15 protein-coding genes are annotated in these 17,037 nt (G+C 60.4%); 8 read left to right on the top strand and 7 right to left on the bottom strand.

Annotated features, from left to right (window positions below; translation table 11 throughout):
• Positions 1-119: 119 nt before the first annotated feature.
• Genes PMI34_RS24850 through PMI34_RS24860 form a run of 3 tightly spaced genes read left to right on the top strand, consistent with a single transcriptional unit; the run spans position 120 to position 3,685 of the window.
• Positions 120-779, top strand: coding sequence for a paraquat-inducible protein A (locus PMI34_RS24850; protein ID WP_008046131.1), 660 nt, complete (start codon positions 120-122; stop codon positions 777-779).
• Complete coding sequence (locus tag PMI34_RS24855) at positions 766-1,389, top strand: paraquat-inducible protein A (protein ID WP_008046130.1); 624 nt, start codon at positions 766-768, stop codon at positions 1,387-1,389. Before PMI34_RS24850 ends, PMI34_RS24855 begins: the two co-directional genes overlap by 14 nt.
• A complete protein-coding gene (locus PMI34_RS24860; RefSeq protein WP_008046129.1) occupies positions 1,382-3,685 on the top strand; it encodes a PqiB family protein in 2,304 nt (767 codons plus the stop codon). The genes PMI34_RS24855 and PMI34_RS24860 overlap by 8 nt, the downstream gene beginning before the upstream one ends.
• A 212-nt stretch (positions 3,686-3,897) precedes the next feature.
• Here PMI34_RS24860 and mksF read toward each other — a convergent pair whose 3' ends face one another.
• The 3 genes from mksF to mksB are packed head-to-tail and all read right to left on the bottom strand — an operon-like array spanning position 3,898 to position 8,703.
• Positions 3,898-6,738 carry an Mks condensin complex protein MksF gene (gene mksF, locus PMI34_RS24865; RefSeq protein WP_008046128.1) on the bottom strand — a complete coding sequence of 947 codons (2,841 nt, stop codon included), beginning with the start codon at positions 6,736-6,738 and terminating at the stop codon, positions 3,898-3,900.
• The gene (gene mksE, locus PMI34_RS24870; RefSeq protein WP_008046126.1) at positions 6,735-7,436 is read right to left on the bottom strand and encodes an Mks condensin complex protein MksE; all 702 of its coding nucleotides are present in this window, start codon (positions 7,434-7,436) and stop codon (positions 6,735-6,737) included. Before mksE ends, mksF begins: the two co-directional genes overlap by 4 nt.
• Positions 7,426-8,703, bottom strand: a complete 1,278-nt coding sequence (mksB, locus tag PMI34_RS24875) for an Mks condensin complex protein MksB (RefSeq protein WP_008046124.1) — start codon at positions 8,701-8,703, stop codon at positions 7,426-7,428. Before mksB ends, mksE begins: the two co-directional genes overlap by 11 nt.
• A 219-nt stretch (positions 8,704-8,922) precedes the next feature.
• Between mksB and PMI34_RS24880 the strand changes: the two genes are divergently transcribed.
• Complete coding sequence (locus tag PMI34_RS24880) at positions 8,923-9,669, top strand: hypothetical protein (protein WP_008046123.1); 747 nt, start codon at positions 8,923-8,925, stop codon at positions 9,667-9,669.
• Positions 9,662-10,114, top strand: a complete 453-nt coding sequence (gene rimI, locus PMI34_RS24885; protein WP_007978046.1) for a ribosomal protein S18-alanine N-acetyltransferase — start codon at positions 9,662-9,664, stop codon at positions 10,112-10,114. The genes PMI34_RS24880 and rimI overlap by 8 nt, the downstream gene beginning before the upstream one ends.
• Positions 10,115-10,242: 128 nt before the next feature.
• Here the strand turns inward: rimI and PMI34_RS24890 are convergent, their stop codons facing one another.
• A complete protein-coding gene (locus PMI34_RS24890) occupies positions 10,243-10,647 on the bottom strand; it encodes a hypothetical protein (protein WP_008046122.1) in 405 nt (134 codons plus the stop codon).
• A 168-nt stretch (positions 10,648-10,815) separates the two neighbouring features.
• Between PMI34_RS24890 and can the strand changes: the two genes are divergently transcribed.
• Positions 10,816-11,460, top strand: coding sequence for a carbonate dehydratase (can, locus tag PMI34_RS24895; protein ID WP_008046121.1), 645 nt, complete (start codon positions 10,816-10,818; stop codon positions 11,458-11,460).
• Positions 11,461-11,466: 6 nt separating this feature from the next.
• Here can and PMI34_RS24900 read toward each other — a convergent pair whose 3' ends face one another.
• From PMI34_RS24900 to PMI34_RS24910, 3 genes are all read right to left on the bottom strand, one after another.
• Positions 11,467-11,991, bottom strand: a complete 525-nt coding sequence (locus tag PMI34_RS24900) for a hypothetical protein (RefSeq protein WP_008046118.1) — start codon at positions 11,989-11,991, stop codon at positions 11,467-11,469.
• Positions 11,992-12,136: 145 nt separating this feature from the next.
• The gene (locus PMI34_RS24905; RefSeq protein ID WP_008046113.1) at positions 12,137-13,309 is read right to left on the bottom strand and encodes a hypothetical protein; all 1,173 of its coding nucleotides are present in this window, start codon (positions 13,307-13,309) and stop codon (positions 12,137-12,139) included.
• A gap of 192 nt (positions 13,310-13,501) precedes the next feature.
• Entirely contained in the window at positions 13,502-14,920 is a 1,419-nt protein-coding gene (locus PMI34_RS24910; RefSeq protein ID WP_008046111.1) for a short-chain fatty acid transporter, read from the bottom strand.
• A gap of 201 nt (positions 14,921-15,121) precedes the next feature.
• Here PMI34_RS24910 and PMI34_RS24915 point away from each other — a divergent pair, with 201 nt between their 5' ends.
• Together PMI34_RS24915 and pseH are read left to right on the top strand one after the other, a co-directional pair.
• Positions 15,122-16,435, top strand: a complete 1,314-nt coding sequence (locus PMI34_RS24915) for an MFS transporter (RefSeq protein ID WP_008046109.1) — start codon at positions 15,122-15,124, stop codon at positions 16,433-16,435.
• Positions 16,436-16,463: 28 nt separating this feature from the next.
• Positions 16,464-17,018: a UDP-4-amino-4,6-dideoxy-N-acetyl-beta-L-altrosamine N-acetyltransferase gene (pseH, locus tag PMI34_RS24920; protein ID WP_008046107.1), complete on the top strand. Its 555-nt coding sequence runs from the start codon at positions 16,464-16,466 to the stop codon at positions 17,016-17,018.
• Positions 17,019-17,037 lie beyond the last annotated feature (19 nt).

Here is a 17,037-nt window from a genome sequence, read left to right as displayed (position 1 = left end):
AGCAGTTGGGGTTTTGTTTTTGGCGTAGAAAAAGCACGACCAATCAAGCACAAATTGGCGCAGTTATTTTTGTCCCGGGACACTAGAATAGGTCCAACTTTTTCAGAGTCAGAGCGCTTATGCCGGAGCCGGTTGACGCCCAAGGGCTGTCAGAACTACCACTAGAAAATCTGGTTGCCTGTCATGAGTGCGACTTGCTCATGCGTAAGCCAGAACTCGCCCATGGCGAAAAAGCCCTGTGCCCGCGCTGTGGCTACGAGCTTTATGCCAATCGGTACAACGTCGTACAGCGCAGTCTCGCCCTGGTCATCGCCGCCTTGTTGTTGTTTATTCCGGCGAACTTTTTACCCATCATGCAGCTCCATCTACTCGGCCAATCTTCGCAAGACACGGTCTGGAGCGGCGTTGTCGCCCTTTTTGACACGGGCATGCAAAGCGTTTCAGTGATTGTGTTCCTGTGCAGCATGGGGATCCCGCTGCTCAAACTGCTGTGCCAACTGGTCGTATTGTTGAGTATCCGTTTCGATGTCGGACGCAGCTACGGCTTGTTGCTCTATCGCATTTATCACCATATACGCGAATGGGGGATGCTCGAGGTTTACTTCATGGGCGTACTGGTGGCGATCGTAAAGCTGGCAGATATGGCAGCCATCACCGTAGGCCTCGGCCTGGCGTGCTTCATTGGTTTGTTGCTGATTCAAGTCTGGTTGGAGGTCGTAATGTCGCCTCACCAGATCTGGCAAGCGTTATCAGGAGAAGATGCCCATGCGGGCGATTGATGCAGGCATTCTGATTTGCAAGGAATGTCATGAATTGAACAGGCAGGAAGCTGATACCGATGAGCAAGTCTGTACGCGCTGCGGAGCGCTGGTGCATGCCCGCAGCCCGAATAGCCTGGTGCGAACCTGGGCATTGCTGATTACCGCTGCCATTCTTTACATACCGGCCAATTTGTTGCCGATCATGACCGTGAACTCCCTGGGCAAAGGCGCGCCCAGCACGATCATGGCCGGTGTGATCGAGTTGGTGCACTACGGCATGTTCCCCATTGCGGCCGTGGTGTTTATCGCCAGTATCGTGGTGCCCACGTTCAAGCTGGTGGGCATCGCCCTGCTGCTGTTTTCCGTGCAGCGCCGTCAGCCCCTTTCGGCTCGCCAGCGTATCTGGATGTACCGTTTCATTGAATTCATCGGCCGCTGGTCGATGCTCGATATCTTTGTGATCGCCATTCTCGTGGCGGTCGTGAATTTTGGGCGGCTTGCCAGCATCGAAGCCAATCTTGGCGCCATCGCTTTCGCCACGGTGGTGATTCTGACGATGCTTGCCGCGGTAACTTTTGATCCCCGACTGATTTGGGATAACACGGAGTCGGACGACGACCATGACTGATTTGCCTGTAGCGAAAACCCGACCGGCTTCGAACTGGTCTGCCATTTGGGTGTTGCCCCTGATCGCCTTGATCATCGGCGGCTGGCTCGGCTGGCGTGCCTATAACGAGACCGGTATCCAGATTCAGGTGCGCTTTGAAAGCGGCGAGGGCATTCAGGCCAACAAGACCGAAGTTGTCTATAAAGGCATGTCGGTCGGCAAGGTCAAAAGCCTCAAGCTCGATGACGAAGGCAGTTCCAAAGGTGTGATCGCCAGCATCGAAATGAACAAGGATGTGGAACAGTACCTGCGCACCAGCACACGTTTCTGGCTGGTCAAGCCGAGCGTGACGCTGGCCGGTATCACGGGTCTTGAGACACTTGTTTCGGGCAACTACGTTGCGATCAGTCCGGGCGAGGGTGAACCGGTCCGCAAGTTCAAGGCCCTGGCCCAGGAACCGCCACTCTCCGATGCCCAGCCCGGTCTGCACTTGACCATCAAGGCTGATCGCCTCGGCTCGCTAAACCGCGGCAGCCCGGTGTTCTACAAACAGATCAAGGTGGGGCAGATCAAGAGCTACGTGCTCTCCGAAGACCAGAGCACCGTTGAGCTCAAGGTTTTCATCGAGCCAACCTACGCCAAACTGGTACGCAAACACACACGATTCTGGAACGCCAGTGGCATCAGCATCGATGCCAATCTGTCGGGTGTGAAGGTGCGCAGTGAATCCCTGGCCAGCATCGTCGCCGGTGGTATTGCGTTCGCCACCCCGGAAAACCGCAAGGACAGCCCGCCTACCGACCCGAGCCTGCCGTTCAGGCTCTATGAAGACTTCGATGCAGCGGCGGCCGGCATCAGGGTCAAGGTCAAGCTCAGCGACTTCGAAGGCTTGCAGGCTGGACGTACGCCGGTGATGTACAAAGGCATTCAGGTCGGCAATCTCAAGGCGCTGAAGGTCGATCCTGATCTGTCCGGGGCCACCGCCGAATTGACGATGGACCCGTTGGCCGAGGATTACCTGGTCGAAGGCACCCAATTCTGGGTGGTCAAACCGTCGATTTCCTTGGCGGGGATTACCGGCCTTGAGGCGTTGGTCAAAGGCAACTACATCGCTGTGCGGCCTGGCGACAAGGGCTCTGCACCACAACGAGAGTTTGTGGCTCGGGCCAAGGCGCCGCCGCTGGATCTGCGTGCACCTGGTCTGCATTTGGTGTTGTTCACGGAAAATCTCGGCTCGCTGGAAGTCGGCAGTCCGGTTCTCTACAAGCAGGTCAAGGTCGGTTCGGTACAGAGCTATCAGTTCTCGCGCACCAAAAAGCAGTTGATCATCGGCGTGCACATCGAGAAGGAATACGAGGATCTGGTCAACGCCTCGACACGCTTCTGGAATGCCAGCGGTATCACGCTCACGGGCGGACTGACCGGTGGGGTTCAAGTCAAGAGTGAATCGCTGCAAAGCTTGATGGCCGGTGGTATTGCGTTTGAAACTCCGGAAGCCAAGGCGCCGCTACGAAAGCGCATTCCACGTTTCCGCTTGTTCGCCAGCCATGACGACGCCACGCAAAAGGGCGAGGTGATCAGCATCAGGGTAGACCGCGCCGATGGTTTGCGTACCGGCACGCCGATTCGCTTCAAGGGCCTGGACGTCGGCAAGATCGAGGACGTTGACCTGAGCGACGACCTGCAATCGGTGTTGCTGACCGCGCGGATTACCGAAGTGCCGGAGCGCATTGCCCGGGTCGGCAGTCAGTTCTGGGTGGTCAAGCCTGAACTGGGCCTGATCAAGACATCCAACCTCGAAACCCTGGTGACCGGGCAATACATCGAGGTGCAACCAGCGCCGAAGAACCTGGGACCGCAGAAGAACTTTGTCGCTTTGGCCGCGGCTCCCGAAACTGCAAAGCAGGAAGCGGGATTGAGTCTGGTGCTGAGCGCGGCCCGTCGTGGTTCGCTGAAAGCTGGTGTGCCAGTGACGTATCGCGAAATCACCGTGGGCAAGGTGACCGGTTATGAACTGGGCCAGACCGCTGATCGCGTCCTGATCCATATCCTGATCGAGCCGAAGTACGCGCCACTGGTACGCAGCGGTACACGGTTCTGGAACACCAGTGGTTTCGACTTCGATGTCGGTCTGTTCAAAGGCGCAACGGTGCGTACTGAATCCCTGGAAACGATGATTCAGGGCGGTGTCGCCTTTGCCACGCCGGATGGCGAGCGCATGGGCAGCCCGGCGCGACCGGAGCAGACGTTCGCGCTGTTCGACAAGTTTGAAGAGGAGTGGCTGGGCTGGGCGCCGAAGATTTCTCTGGGTAAATAGTCTGGGGGTTATGTGGCGTCAGTGATGACGCCTTCGCGGGCAAGCCCGCTCCCACAGGAAACAGCGTTGTTCCTGAAGAAATGCGATCAAATGTGGGAGCGGGCTTGCCCGCGAAGAGGCCCTGAAGTTCACTGCAAGGCTAAATGACACACCTATGAAAAAGGCCGCGACCCAATGGATCGCGGCCTTTTTTATTGCCTTCGATTCAAGCCTCAGACCGCATCCAGCTCCGGTTCATCCGCTTGTTCGTTGACCGTTGCCTTGACCTGGTCGTGACGACGGATGTACTTCCAGTCCGCCTCGTCGATGTAGATACCGGCCGGGCCGCTGCCGCCTTCCAGATCGATGGCGACACTGGCGCAGACCTGCGGCTTCACGCTGGCCAGGATCGGCACGAATCCCAGTTGCAGGCTGGTTTCCAGCAAGGCGGCCTGGTTCTTCTCATCGATGTCCGCCGCCTCGTCGAGGTAGTACGGCAGACGCACGCGACCGGCCTGGTCACGGTCCATCAAGTGCAGCAACAAGTACATGTTGGTCAGCGCCTTGATGGTCATGGTGGTGCCGTTGGAAGCGGCGCCGTCGATGTCGGTGTGGATCACCGGCTGGCCGTTGACCTTGGTGATCTCGAACGCCAGTTCGAACAAGTCCTTGAGGCCGAGCTGATTGTGGTTGGCCGCCACCAGCCGCGCCAGGTATTCCTTGGCCTCTTCGTTCTTGTTGTCCTGCTCGGCGCTTTGGCTGAGGTCGAAGACCGACAGGGTTTCGCCTTCTTCATACTGACCGGCGCTGTGGATGATCTGGTCGATGTGCTTGAGCGCTTCCTTGTTCGGCGCGAGCACGATGCGGAAGCTTTGCAGGTTGGAGACCTGACGTTTGTTGATCTCGCGGTTGAAAAGTGCCAGTTGGTGTTCGAGGCTGTCGTAGTCGCTGCGGATGTTGCGCAGGGTCCGGGCGATGTCCGTCACGGCAGCGCGGCGAGCCTTACCAAGGGTCAGGGCTTCGTCGGTACGGTGCGCATAGGCGTTGATCAGCAGTTGCAGGCGCCGCTCCATATCGTCTTCGCTGTCGAACTTGGCCACGCCCTTGAGGCGCACCTGAGCGTACAGCGCTTCGATCTGGCCATTGGCCCGCAGCAGGCCTTGCCAGCTGTCCTGATAGTCGTTGAGCAGCGGCAGCAGGTTGTCCATGGAATCGTCGATCGGGTCCATGAACGGCGTGCCGAACGGCAGGTCCGCCGGCAACAGCTGACGGCGGCGCAGGGCGTCGTCGAGGGTGCGTTGCTTGGCTTCCATGTCACCGATCTGGCGGCCGACCAGTTGCAGCTTGGCCGACAGTTGCTGGACACGCTCGGTAAAGGCGTCGCTGGAACGCTTCAATTCGTCTTGGGCCGCCTCCAGTTGTCCAAGCTGTTCCAGCTTGTCGCCTTCCTCGGCGCTCAGGGTCTGCGCGCGGCGGAAATCTTCCAGGGCTTTCTGCGCATCCAGCACTTGCTGGTACAGGGCTTCGGTCTGGGTCTTGCTCGCGGCGCGGTCGGCTGCCACGGCCTGCTGGGTCTTCAGTTGCTTGAGTTCTTTGTCCAGGCGTTCTTTCTGGTCGCGCAGGGCCGCGCGGTCAGCCAGAGCCTGCAAGGCCGGCGGCTCGATGTGGGAGATGTCGATGGACAGGCCCGGCACTTCGAAGCGTTCGCCTTTGAAGCCGTCGAGGATCAGCTCCACGGATTTCACCCAGTCGCCGTTCTCGTCGAGGGTGATGCCGTGTTCGCCCAATGGCAGGCTGAACAACGCGCTGTTGAACAGGCGCATCAGACGCTCGACGTCTTGCTGCGAGAATTCTTCGCGAAGGCGGGCGTAGCTGTTGTTGTCGGCGTGATCGAGTTGCTGCTTGACCGACTTCAGGCGTTTTTCCAGATCCCGCAGACGCTCTTCCAGATCCTCGGCGCTGAACTGTCGGGACTGCGCCAGCGCACCGGCCAGTTCATCGTGAGCGTCCTTGGCGGCCAGCAGTTGCTGCTCCAGCACCTTGACGTCATCGACCAGGGCAAAGCGATGCTTGAGCACCGACAATTCGCCGAGCCAGCGCTGGATGCCGGTGATTTCCCGCTCCAGACGCATCAGTTCCTGAGTACCACCGCGCTGGTCGTTTTGCAGGACGTCCTGCTCGTTGCGGTAATGCTCGGCCTGAATGGTCAGCTCTTCCTTGCGCGCACTGGCGTAGTCCGACCAGGTGCCCAGCAGCGAATCGAGCAGGGGCGAGATGCGGTGCAGCTTGCCGCGCAGGATGTCGCGTTGCTTCACGCCGTTGGCCAGGGCTTCGACCAACGGGCCGGCGGCGACCAGCGAGTTGTAGTCCTGCTCCATGCGTCGTACATCGCGGAACGCTTCTTCGCACGCGGCGATGTAATCGACGCTACCGGAACGCAGGCTGTGCTCGAAGGCATCGAGGAACAGCTGCTTGAGCTTGGCCGCAGTGATTTCGCGCATGTGCAGCAGGTTGATGAACAGGGCACGGAAGGTCTTCAGGCTCTGCTCGCTGGTGGAACGCAATGGAATCAGCGTCAGATCCAGCGGAATCGAGGTGTGGCCACCGACCAGCAAACGGCGCAGTTCGTCCGGCTTGAGCTCGTAGGCTTTCAGGCCTTCGCGCTCAAGGTTGGTGAACAGCTCTTTCTGGCGCAGGCAGGTGTCGTTTTTCTGGTAGTGGGCCAGGTCCAGCTTGCCGGCATAGGCAAAGAACTGGTGGCCGAAACCACCGCCCGGGCCGCGGCCGACCACACCGATCACGTGGGGGCCGTGGGGCAGGTTCACTTCCACCAGAATGTAACTGGTGTCTGAGGCGAAGTAGAAGCGCCGGGACTGCTCCAGGCTGTACTTGCCGAAGCTCATGTCCGACATGCGCGCCAGAATCGGGAACTGCAGGGCGTTGATCGAGGCGGACTTACCGAGGTTGTTCGCGCCGTAGACCGACAGCGGCTCTTCCAGCGGGAACAGGCCGAGGCTGTAGCCGGCGGTGTTCAAAAGGGCAAAGCGGCGGATGCCGTAACGTTCCTTGCTCATGCGTCGAGCTCCTGTTCTTCGGCAATGGCCCGGGCCAGGGCGTCTTCTTCGCTTTCGTCTTCAAACTCCGCGAGGTCGAGCGGATCATCGGTCTGCAGCAGTTTTTCGTCGCTGTCTTCGTCGATCAGCACTGGCACCGGCAACGGCAGGACGCTGTGCAGGCTGGCGGCCAGGTCGCGGTCCTGCTGCACCGACAGGCACACATCGAGGAAGCGGTGCATCGGCGGCAGGAAACGGTAGATGCCGTTTTCTTCGCTGGCAAAGCCGAGCTGGGTCATGCGGCGCATGATCTTTTCTTCCAGTTCGTCCTGGGTCTGCACTTCGGCCTGGATGAACAGGTCGCGGTACTTTTCCAGCAGCGACGGCAGTTCGTCGCGACCGAGGCTGCCGCCGTCGAGCACGGAGATCGGGTCGCGGCCCTGGTCGGCCAGGTGCTCGACGAGGATGAAGGTGAACAGCGCCAGGCGCTGGGCGGTCTTGTTCACCGCGGCGGCAGCGAGGTCTGGCACGAAGTAGTAGAAACCGCGGGTGTCGCAGACCAGTTCAAAGCCCAGGGCCTTGAACAGCGTGCGGTATTGGTCCTGAAAGTTCGACAACTGTGCGTACAGCTCCGGATCGCGGCGACTGACGTGATAACCCTTGAACAGCTCGCGAAAGATCGGTGCCAGATGGGACAGTTCGGATAGATCAAGATGCATAAGGAGTGCTCGCAGAATTCTCGGCGGCGGTGTCGCTGACCGAGAGCAGGGCGAAGGAGCGCAGGCTGACCTGGTGCTCGTGAGTATGGTATTGGCGACGTTCCAGACGCTCGCGCTTGAAGCGTTTTTCCCGCGACAGGCGCGAGAACCAGTACAGCAGCTCGTCGGTGGCGCCGTCCGGTTCCTGCTCCAGCAGCCAGGTCATCAAGTCCGGCATCGGCAAGGCGTCTTCGCAGCGTTCGAGCATTTCCCGAACGGTGCGTGGCGCCCGTGGCGCTTCGCCTTTCTGGGTCTTGTGGGCCTTTGGGAAGCGCGCCGGTTTCGGTTCGAAACGGGCCAGGGCGTAAACGTAGGCTTCGACCTGACTGGCACTGCCGAGGAAGGTGCTCTGTGGGCGAGTGAACATCGGCATGGCCGCTTGCGGTACGGCGTCGAGGCCTTTGCGACGGATCATCGACAGGGCCAATGCGGCGCCACGGGTCACGGCGTTGTGCCGGCGCGCTTCTTCACGCAGCGGCAGCAGCAGTTCGCGGGCGTGACGCAGGGTCAATTGGGCGCTGGTCTGCATTTCGAGGATGCGCGCGTGGGTGCGCAGCAACATGTCGTCGTCGACCAGGTGGCCGAGGCGCTGCTGTTCGCTGAGCATCTTCAGCAGCACGGTTTCGACCTTGCGCACGCCTTGTTCGAAGGCGCCATCGGCGTTCACCAGATCAATCATCGGCTCGACGTATTCGTCCCAGGTCGCCAGTACTTCAGCGTAACGCTGGCGCAACGGAATCTGCCGGTCGCTGGTTTTCGCCCGTTCGGCGACGGCCACCAGTGCCTGTTCATCGTTATCGAGTTTTTTCAGTACATCGCGAACCCGCATGTCGAGCAGGCGCAACTGGCGGGCCAGGTCGTTGCCATCGCGAATCTCGAAGGCGTCCTGGATATAACCGGCCAGACGCTCGAGGTGGCGCAGGTAGGCTTCGATTTCCAGGCACAGGCCCAGGCGGTGTTCGCGGCGCAGGTAGGCGAGGAAGTCGTGAATCTGCGCGTTGAGCTCGAAACGGTTCGGGCTTTTGGCCACGGGAACCAGGATATCGAGGCGAATCCACACATCCAGCAGGCTGGTGATGTCCTGCGGCGTACTGTCGAGTTGCTGGGCGGCCAGTTGCGTGCGCAGTTCGTTCAGGCTCAGTGTGCCTTGGTCGAAGTGCTCGCACAGTGGCTCCAGAAGTGCCCAGTGTTCAGCGAGGGCGCGCAAGACGCGCTTGGGTTCGATCATCGGAATGGCCGGCTGGTTGGCGGTTAAAAGCCGCGATTGTACTGCATCGGGGGCAATGCGATTCAATCTCGGGACAGACTGTCGCCTTCTTTTCGGTAAAGAGCATCGATCAACTGCGGGCGATCTTGAGCGAACGGCGGTAGAATCAGCGCACTTTAGTTATCCACAAGTGGCCGACCTTTGCTTATCGAGTCCCGTCGTCGCGCTTATCTGGCCGCCATGCAGGTGGTCAATTGGCTGCCGCGCACCGAATTGCCCTTTGCCGCGCCGTCGCGGCCCGAGTTGCTGGAGATCCCCGAGCCGGTGGTGGTCGCGCCTGTCGTGCCCGCTGTTGTGGCTCAGACGCCCGTGGCGTCTGTGGTCAAGCCGGCCGAACGGGCGAAGGTCGAGGTACCGCGACCATCGTTGGCCAGCACCCGCACCGGGGCCAAACCGGTGGAAGAGGCCGAAGAGGCACCGGTCGTGGTCAAGGCGCCGGTCGTGCCGCCCCCGCGTTTCGCCCTGCAATTGCTACGGGCCGGGCGTTGCCTGCTGCTGGTGGAGTTACCCACAGGCGAATCCTTCCAGACTCGCGATCCTGCCTACCTGCTGCTCAAGGACATGCTGCGCGCCGCCGGTCTGCCGGACAGCCCGCAGATCGTCGGTGAGCCGGTGCGTTGGCCTCTGTTGGTGCGTGGCACGATGGATCAGGGCCCGGAAGCGGCCCGCGACTTCGTGCAAGGTTTTCTCTCGGTGCGCATGGAAGAAACGCCCTGCGCCTGCTTGTGGCTGATCGGCCTGCCCGCGGTGCGATTTGCCGGTGAGGCGGATGCCGAGGCGTTCAATCGCGAATTGCAGATCGAAGGCCTGGGCTCGGCCTGGGCGGTGCCGGGCCTGGAATTATTAATGGAAGAGCCACAGCGTAAGGCTGATGTCTGGCAAGCCATGCGTCGGCTGATGGCGCGCTGGAAAGAATCGAATGAGTGACGCTGTATCGTTTCGCCCGATGACCGAGGCGGACCTGGAAACCGTGCTGAAAATCGAGTACGCGGCCTATAGCCATCCCTGGACCCGCGGGATTTTCCTCGATGGCCTGGGCAAGTATCAGATCTGGCTGATGTTCGAAGGTCAGCAACAGGTCGGCCACGGTGTGGTGCAGATCATCCTCGACGAGGCGCACCTGCTGAACATTACGGTCAAGCCGGAGAACCAGGGCCGTGGCCTGGGGCTGACATTGCTTGAGCATTTGATGTCGATCGCCTACAAGGCCGACGCCCGGGAGTGCTTCCTGGAAGTGCGCGACAGCAATACCGCGGCGTTCAAGTTGTATGAACGTTACGGCTTCAATGAGATCGGTCGGCGTCGGGATTACTACCCGGCGGTGGGCGGGCGCGAAGATGCGGTGGTCATGGCTTGTACTTTGGTGGATTGAGCTTGAACGCTTCGTCGGATCGCCGACCGGAGCAAGCCCGCTCCCACATTTGGAATGCATTCCCCTGTGGGAGCGGCGGTGCGACGATTCGACTTGCTCGCGAAGGCGGCTGAACAGGCACTAAAAAATCAGCGCTTGCCGTCCATCGGATCGCACCGCGCCAGTTCCGCCTCATCCAGGCCATCGCCTCCGCCGATATCATCCTCATCGACGATGCTCAGGTCCCAATCCGCACGCCTGTCATTGCCCGCCTCATGGGCATCCCGGGCGCCGTCTTCGCGGATCAGGGTTTCCGGGCTCAGATCGTCGTCGGTAGGTTGATGGTCACCGGTCGAGGCTCCGGTCAGGCCCGCTTCACGTCCTCGCCGATGAGGCATCAGTTGCTCGCGCTCCCTTTCCGGCAGTTCGTCACCGATTCTGGCGCCGGGCTCTTCTTCATCGAAATCCAGCTCGCGCACCGAGCCCATGCGGTCTTCGTTGTCATCGACGGGTTCCGGTTGCACCGCATCGTACGGACGTCGTGAATCATTCATGGTAATTCCTCATACTGTAGGCCTTACTACGGTTGACCCACTTGGCTTCCGAGAATTCCACCGGCATGGAGCCCCGTGTTCCGGATCAGGAGAGTATCTGCATTTCGCGCGTGACCCCGACGGACGGTTGTCAGTCAAAGCTGCGCATCATTCTTGAGGCTTCAAAGCATGAACGAATTACAAGATCTGATTGATAACAACGAGCGTTGGGCCGCTGCGATCAAGGAGGAAGATCCTGACTTCTTCGCCAAGCTGGCCCGCCAACAGACCCCTGAGTTCCTGTGGATCGGTTGTTCCGACGCCCGGGTGCCGGCCAACGAAATCGTCGGCATGCTGCCGGGCGATCTGTTCGTACACCGTAATGTGGCCAACGTCGTGCTGCACACGGACCTGAACTGCCTGTCGGTGATTCAGTACGCGGTCGATGTACTCAAGGTCAAACACATTCTCGTCACCGGCCATTATGGCTGCGGCGGTGTGCGTGCTTCGATGCAGGATCGCCAGTTCGGCCTGATCGACGGCTGGCTGCGTTCGATTCGCGATCTCTATTATGAAAAACGCGAAGAACTGGCCAAATACGCCACTGAAGAGGAGCGCGTCGACCGCCTCTGCGAACTCAACGTGATCCAGCAGGTGGCCAACGTCGGGCATACCAGCATTGTGCAAAACGCCTGGCACCGTGGGCAGAGCCTGTCGATCCACGGCTGCATCTACGGCATCAAGGACGGCCGCTGGAAGAGCCTGAATGCGACCATCAGTGGTTTCGAGCAGTTGCCGCCGCAGTACCGCCTGCGTCCGTTCGAACCTCTGTGAAACCCTTCAATACCGACTTCGCCGACGCCACTGTTGTAAATACAGCTGGCCGTTGGCGTTCGGCTCTTCATCGTAGCCGGTAATCCAGCCACGGCACTCGTATGAGCCGCAATGGCAGGCAAACTGGCGTTGCAGTTTGTCTTCGCTGGCGGCTAAGTCCATGGTCAGCCAGTCCCCCTTGCTGATGTCCTTCAACGCCCATAACCACAACTCGCTCAAATCCAGAAAGATATTGGGGTCGCAGGAGTGTCGCAAAAGTCCGCAGAAGCGCGGGTCGTAGACGTGCACACCCGGGGCGAGCTGGCGGGTATGCCGGCAGCGATAGGGCAGCAAGTGCCCCGACGCCCGGCAGAGACGAGTGATTCGCGGGAATTCGCGCCGTGCGGCAACAGCCGTGGCTTCGCCCTTGGCGTTTTCAATGATTTCGAAGTCGGCCAGGGAAGGAAATCCCAGGCGAACGGGCAGCTCCGAAAAGGGGTAAATACCTTGCGGCGGTTGTGGGCGTTTTCGTTGAGAGGCATTAGCTTTCATAACGATCCCTGTCTGCTGGGTGCTGCGACTTCCTTGCGCCGACGGTCCTGTCAGCACAGCAGCACATGAGTTCAGCCCAAGCCTCTCGCAGATACTACGGGCGGTCTACTGTCATAAGTGACAGATTTGACCGCCGTTCATCGGATTACAACGGCGGAGCAGGTTTTGCCGCGGCTGGCGCTGGGGCCTTGAGTTGCTTGAGCTGGGACACGATTGAAGCTGTCGCGCATTTACCCACAGCCTGTTGGGGCGACAGGTTGCGGATCGAGGTGTAGAACAGCTCGCAGGTTTTTTCTTTCTGGGCCACTTGCCAGGTTTGCCTGCAGGTATTGAGCTCAACGTCCGGATTGCTGTCCGGTTGGCGGCCCATGGCGGCCTGCCAGCACGCAGCACTCAAGTCCTGGCCCATGACTTTCAGGCCGGCCGCATCGGCCTTGGCCTGGGCGTCACTGCCGGTATAGCTTGCCGGATCGGCGGCATACCAAATGTAGCTCGGGTGGTTGGAGCCCAACACGGGGACCTTCACGCCGTTGTCCGGGGAGATCTGGGCCAGGCTCAACACGTTCACCGTCTGCCCGTACTGCTCTTTGATCCAGTTACGCACCGGCGAGCCGAAGGCGACCATCGGCAGGGCTGCGCCGCTGGCGTTCAGGCTGACTTCCTTGACCATGGTGGTCTGGTAATCCTTGAAGTAGCCGTAGACGCCTTCGAGGTCCTTGCCCGCGTTGGACGGCGCGGCAATCGGAGCGATGTCGATGATTGTCTGGTAGCCCGGCGTCTGCCCGGCCGGAATGCCGTTGGCGGTCAGCAGGGTGGCCCAGCGATCCGTGGTGGCGGACCTCAGGTAATCCTGGGCCTGGGTCAGCGAATAGTCTGGCGGAAAGTGCAGCAGTTCGATGCTTTTGCGGTTTTCCAGGGCCATGCCCAGCGGCAGGAACAGATACCAGCTGTACGCCCACTTGCCATCGGCATTCAGTTTACTGGCGCCGTTGTAGGCCAGGTCGCCGGCGTCGAGTAGCGCGGCCAGGGGCTTTTCATAGCCGTTGGGTACGCCGCTGATTTCAGCGTAGAGCTGACCATTGTCGGTTTTGACCAGAACCTTGGCGTCGCCGTAGCCATCGCGTTGCACGCTCTGGGTCAGGTAGTGCTCTACGGTTTGCTCAAGCGTCCAGTTGCGAAAGCAGATCACGTTGCAATTGTTGGGGTAGGCGAAGAGGCGGGTAACGCGTTCGGTAGTGCCCAGTTTCAGGGCGACATCGGCGTGGGCAGCGGCACTCAGGGTGAGGGCCGCGAGGGTGAGTCCTGCGAGTTTTAGCATGCTCAGATCCTTTTCAGCGTGGTTTCCCATTAGCGTGGGTGCTACATACTGAAACCGCTGGTGGCACATTTCAAATGTGGGAGCGGGCTTGCTCGCGAATGCATTGGATCAATCGACCTCCACGTTGATTGACACACCGCCTTCGCGAGCAAGCCCGCTCCCACATGTATTTTCGTAGGTTGTAAATTCAGGCTATGGCATCACCGGCGGCGTATAGGCCAGCGTCGTCCCCAACACCCAGAGTAGCAGCAGCACCAGCGGCGTGTGCACCAGCAACTGTACGAACGAGAAGCCGATCAGGTCCCGCGCCTTCAACCCCAGTACGCCCAGCAACGGCAGCATGTAGAACGGGTTGATCAGGTTCGGCAAGGCTTCGGCGGCGTTGTAGATCTGTACCGCCCAACCCAGGTGATAGTTCAGGTCATTGGCCACCTGCATCACGTACGGTGCTTCGATGATCCACTTGCCGCCACCGGACGGAATGAAGAAACCGAGGATCGCCGAGTACACGCCCATCAACAGGGCATAGGTGTCGTGGGAGGCAATGCTGACGAAAAAGGTCGAGATGTGGTGCGCCAGGGTCTGCGCATCGGCGCCTTTGACCGTGGTCATCAGGGCGGCGATCGAGCCGTACAGTGGGAACTGGATCAACACGCCGGTGGTGGTCGGCACTGCGCGGGACACGGCATCCAGAAAGCTGCGCGGGCGCCAGTGCAGCAGGGCGCCCAGCATGATGAACAGGAAGTTGTAGGTGTTCAGCCCGGAAATCGCGCTGATGGCCGGCTTGGTCGAGAACTCATGGAACAGCCAGCCACCGGCCAGCAGCACCAGCAGGATCATCAGCAGCGGGCTGTATTCCAGCCATTCGCCGGGGCGGGTGCGTGGTTGCAGCGGCGGCAGGTTGAAGCTCGGGTCAACGCCGCATGCCTTGGCGTCACGCGCCGAGTTCGGGCCAGGGGCGGTGGCGTAGGCAATGATCAGAGAGATGACGATCAAGGCCAGCAACATCACGCCGGACTGCCAGAGAAAGATCGTCTGCGTGAACGGAATCACCCCGGTGATCGACAGAATCGACGGCGGCAGGCTCGCCGGATTGGCCTGCAATTGTGCGGCCGATGACGACAGGCCCAATGCCCACACGGCACCAAGACCCAGGTACGCGGCGGCACCGGCGGCGCGGTAGTCCATTTTCAGATCGGTACGGCGGGCCAGGGCGCGCACCAGCAGTCCGCCGAACACCAGGGACAGGCCCCAGTTCAGCAACGAGGCGACCATCGAGATCAGCGCGACCCAGGCCACGGCGGAGCGGCCGTTTTTCGGGAGTTTTGCCAGTCGGTCGATCAGTTTGACCGCTGGCGGCGAACTGGCGACCACATAACCGCCGATCACCACGAAGGCCATCTGCATGGTGAAGGGTATCAGGCTCCAGAAACCATCGCCGAACGCCATCGCGGCATCGGTGGGCTTGGCACCCATCGCCATGGTGGCCAGGGCCACGATAATCACCGCCAGGGCAGCAAACACCCAGGAGTCGGGGAACCAGCGTTCGGCAAAACTTGAGCAGCGCAGGGCAAATCGGGCAGAGCGGCTATCTTCGATATCAGCGGCCACGGGGGGTACCTCGGATTTTTATATTTGTCGTGGTCTTCGGGGCAGTAACCGCCCGTCTGGACAGACGCCAACATTAATTCAAGCCGAGGATTTTTGCGGAGCTGTTTCGTGGCTATGGGACTTTGGTCTAACAGGTTGTCCGCCGGTGCGTTTGCGTAGACCATGGGCGCCTTGGTTTTTGCCTGTGCCAGAGTTCTTTACATGACTGCCAACACCGATTCGCTCCCGGCGCCGTTCAGCCGCTCGGACTACAAGACCCTGGGGCTTGCCGCTCTCGGCGGGGCGCTGGAAATCTACGATTTCATCATCTTCGTGTTTTTCGCCCTGACCCTCAGCCAGTTGTTCTTCCCGCCGGAAATGCCCGAGTGGCTGCGCCTGCTGCAAAGCTTCGGGATTTTCGTCACCGGTTACCTGGCGCGACCGCTGGGGGGCATCCTGATGGCACACTTCGCCGACCGTCTGGGGCGCAAGAAAGTCTTCAGCCTGAGCATCCTGATGATGGCGTTGCCCTGCCTGCTGATCGGGATCATGCCGACCTACGCGCAAATCGGCTATTTGGCACCCTTGTTGCTGTTGGCCCTGCGCATCCTCCAGGGCGCGGCGGTGGGCGGTGAGGTGCCCAGTGCCTGGGTATTTGTCGCCGAGCACGCACCCATCGCCCATCGCGGCTACGCCCTGGGTTTCTTGCAGGCGGGGCTGACCTTCGGTTATTTGATCGGCGCATTGACCGCGACCTTCCTGGCGCAGGCGTTCAGCACAACGGAAATCCTCGATTACGCCTGGCGTTACCCCTTCCTGCTGGGCGGCGTGTTTGGGGTGATTGGCGTCTGGCTGCGTCGCTGGCTCAGCGAAACCCCGGTGTTCATGGCCATGCAGGCGCAACGCGAGGCGGCCGGCGAACTGCCGCTGCGCACGGTCTTGCGCGAGCATCGCCTGGCCATTTTGCCGGCGATGATTCTCACCTGTGTGCTGACCTCGGCCGTGGTGGTGTTCGTGGTCATCACCCCGACCATGATGCAGAAAACCTTTGGCATGACCGCCAGCCATACCTTCGCCTTGAGCGCACTGGGTATCGTGTTCCTGAACATCGGCTGCGTGCTCGCCGGGCTGCTGGTCGACCGCATCGGTGCCTGGCGCACGGTGATGCTCTATAGCCTGCTGCTGCCGCTGGGCATCGGCGTGCTGTATGCCTGCCTGATCATGGGCGGCGACTGGATCGGCCTGGCATACGCCGTGGCAGGGCTGTCCTGTGGGGTGGTAGGCGCGGTGCCATCGGTGATGGTCAGCCTGTTCCCGGCGCGGATTCGCGTCTCGGGCATCTCGTTCACCTACAACATTGCCTACGCCGCGTGGGCGAGTGTCACACCGCTGTTGTTGATCGGTCTGATGCCGTGGAGTCCGTGGATCTGCGTGATGTTCAGTGCGGTGATGGGGGCGGTTGGCGTGGGCAGTGCAGCCTACTTCGGGGCACGCATGCCCCATGTCGGACAGCACAGAGTCGCTCCGTGCGCTTAGGCGCGGTCAGCGATATAGGGAGATGTAGATGCAGGTGATACCTATTCTGGAAGCGTCAGGTGATATTCAGGCCCGGGTGCGAGCGCTGCGTAATCAGCCCGACGTTCGCAAGTTCATGTACACCGATCACGAAATTTCCGAGGCTGAGTACGGCGCGTGGCTCGACTCGTTGAAGGGGAGCTCGCGTCAATCGGTGTTTGTCGTCATGCACGATGCCAAGGCCTGTGGCGTGGTATCGCTGAACGCGATCAACGCGTTGCACAGAACCGCCGACTGGGCTTTTTATCTAGACAGTGAATTGCAGGGCCAAGGTCTTGGCAGCCGCCTGGAATACTGGTTGCTGGACTATGCATTCAATGTGGCCGGGCTGGAAAAGCTCAACTGTGAGGTTCTGCAAAGCAATCCGGCGGTGATCCGGATGCACCGCAAGTTCGGTTTTTCCATAGAGGGTGTACGACGTCAGAACGTCGTCAAGGATGGCGTCCGGATTGATGTGGTGCTGCTGGGGATAACCCGACAGGAGTGGTTTGCACACCGGCTGAAAATGCAGGGTGTGATGGCGCGACTGAATCGCGTCAGCTGATCAGCAAAAGGTCTGGAAT

Origin of the sequence: Pseudomonas sp. GM74, from assembly GCF_000282455.1 — a bacterium.
Taxonomy (GTDB): Bacteria; Pseudomonadota; Gammaproteobacteria; order Pseudomonadales; family Pseudomonadaceae; genus Aquipseudomonas.
Note: the sequence above shows the minus strand (reverse complement) of the source record. Positions and strands in the feature narration are given on the sequence as shown.

Excerpts from the sequence above, each read along its gene's own strand:
- PMI34_RS24850 (WP_008046131.1), top strand. The coding sequence starts at position 120 with ATGCCGGAGCCGGTTGACGCCCAAGGGCTGTCAGAACTACCACTAGAA.
- PMI34_RS24900 (WP_008046118.1), bottom strand. The coding sequence starts at position 11,991 with ATGAAAGCTAATGCCTCTCAACGAAAACGCCCACAACCGCCGCAAGGT.
- pseH (WP_008046107.1), top strand. The coding sequence starts at position 16,464 with ATGCAGGTGATACCTATTCTGGAAGCGTCAGGTGATATTCAGGCCCGG.
- PMI34_RS24855 (WP_008046130.1), top strand. The coding sequence starts at position 766 with ATGCGGGCGATTGATGCAGGCATTCTGATTTGCAAGGAATGTCATGAA.
- PMI34_RS24880 (WP_008046123.1), top strand. The coding sequence starts at position 8,923 with ATGCAGGTGGTCAATTGGCTGCCGCGCACCGAATTGCCCTTTGCCGCG.
- mksE (WP_008046126.1), bottom strand. The coding sequence starts at position 7,436 with ATGCATCTTGATCTATCCGAACTGTCCCATCTGGCACCGATCTTTCGC.
- mksB (WP_008046124.1), bottom strand. The coding sequence starts at position 8,703 with ATGATCGAACCCAAGCGCGTCTTGCGCGCCCTCGCTGAACACTGGGCA.
- rimI (WP_007978046.1), top strand. The coding sequence starts at position 9,662 with ATGAGTGACGCTGTATCGTTTCGCCCGATGACCGAGGCGGACCTGGAA.
- PMI34_RS24890 (WP_008046122.1), bottom strand. The coding sequence starts at position 10,647 with ATGAATGATTCACGACGTCCGTACGATGCGGTGCAACCGGAACCCGTC.
- can (WP_008046121.1), top strand. The coding sequence starts at position 10,816 with ATGAACGAATTACAAGATCTGATTGATAACAACGAGCGTTGGGCCGCT.
- PMI34_RS24915 (WP_008046109.1), top strand. The coding sequence starts at position 15,122 with ATGACTGCCAACACCGATTCGCTCCCGGCGCCGTTCAGCCGCTCGGAC.
- mksF (WP_008046128.1), bottom strand. The coding sequence starts at position 6,738 with ATGAGCAAGGAACGTTACGGCATCCGCCGCTTTGCCCTTTTGAACACC.
- PMI34_RS24860 (WP_008046129.1), top strand. The coding sequence starts at position 1,382 with ATGACTGATTTGCCTGTAGCGAAAACCCGACCGGCTTCGAACTGGTCT.
- PMI34_RS24905 (WP_008046113.1), bottom strand. The coding sequence starts at position 13,309 with ATGCTAAAACTCGCAGGACTCACCCTCGCGGCCCTCACCCTGAGTGCC.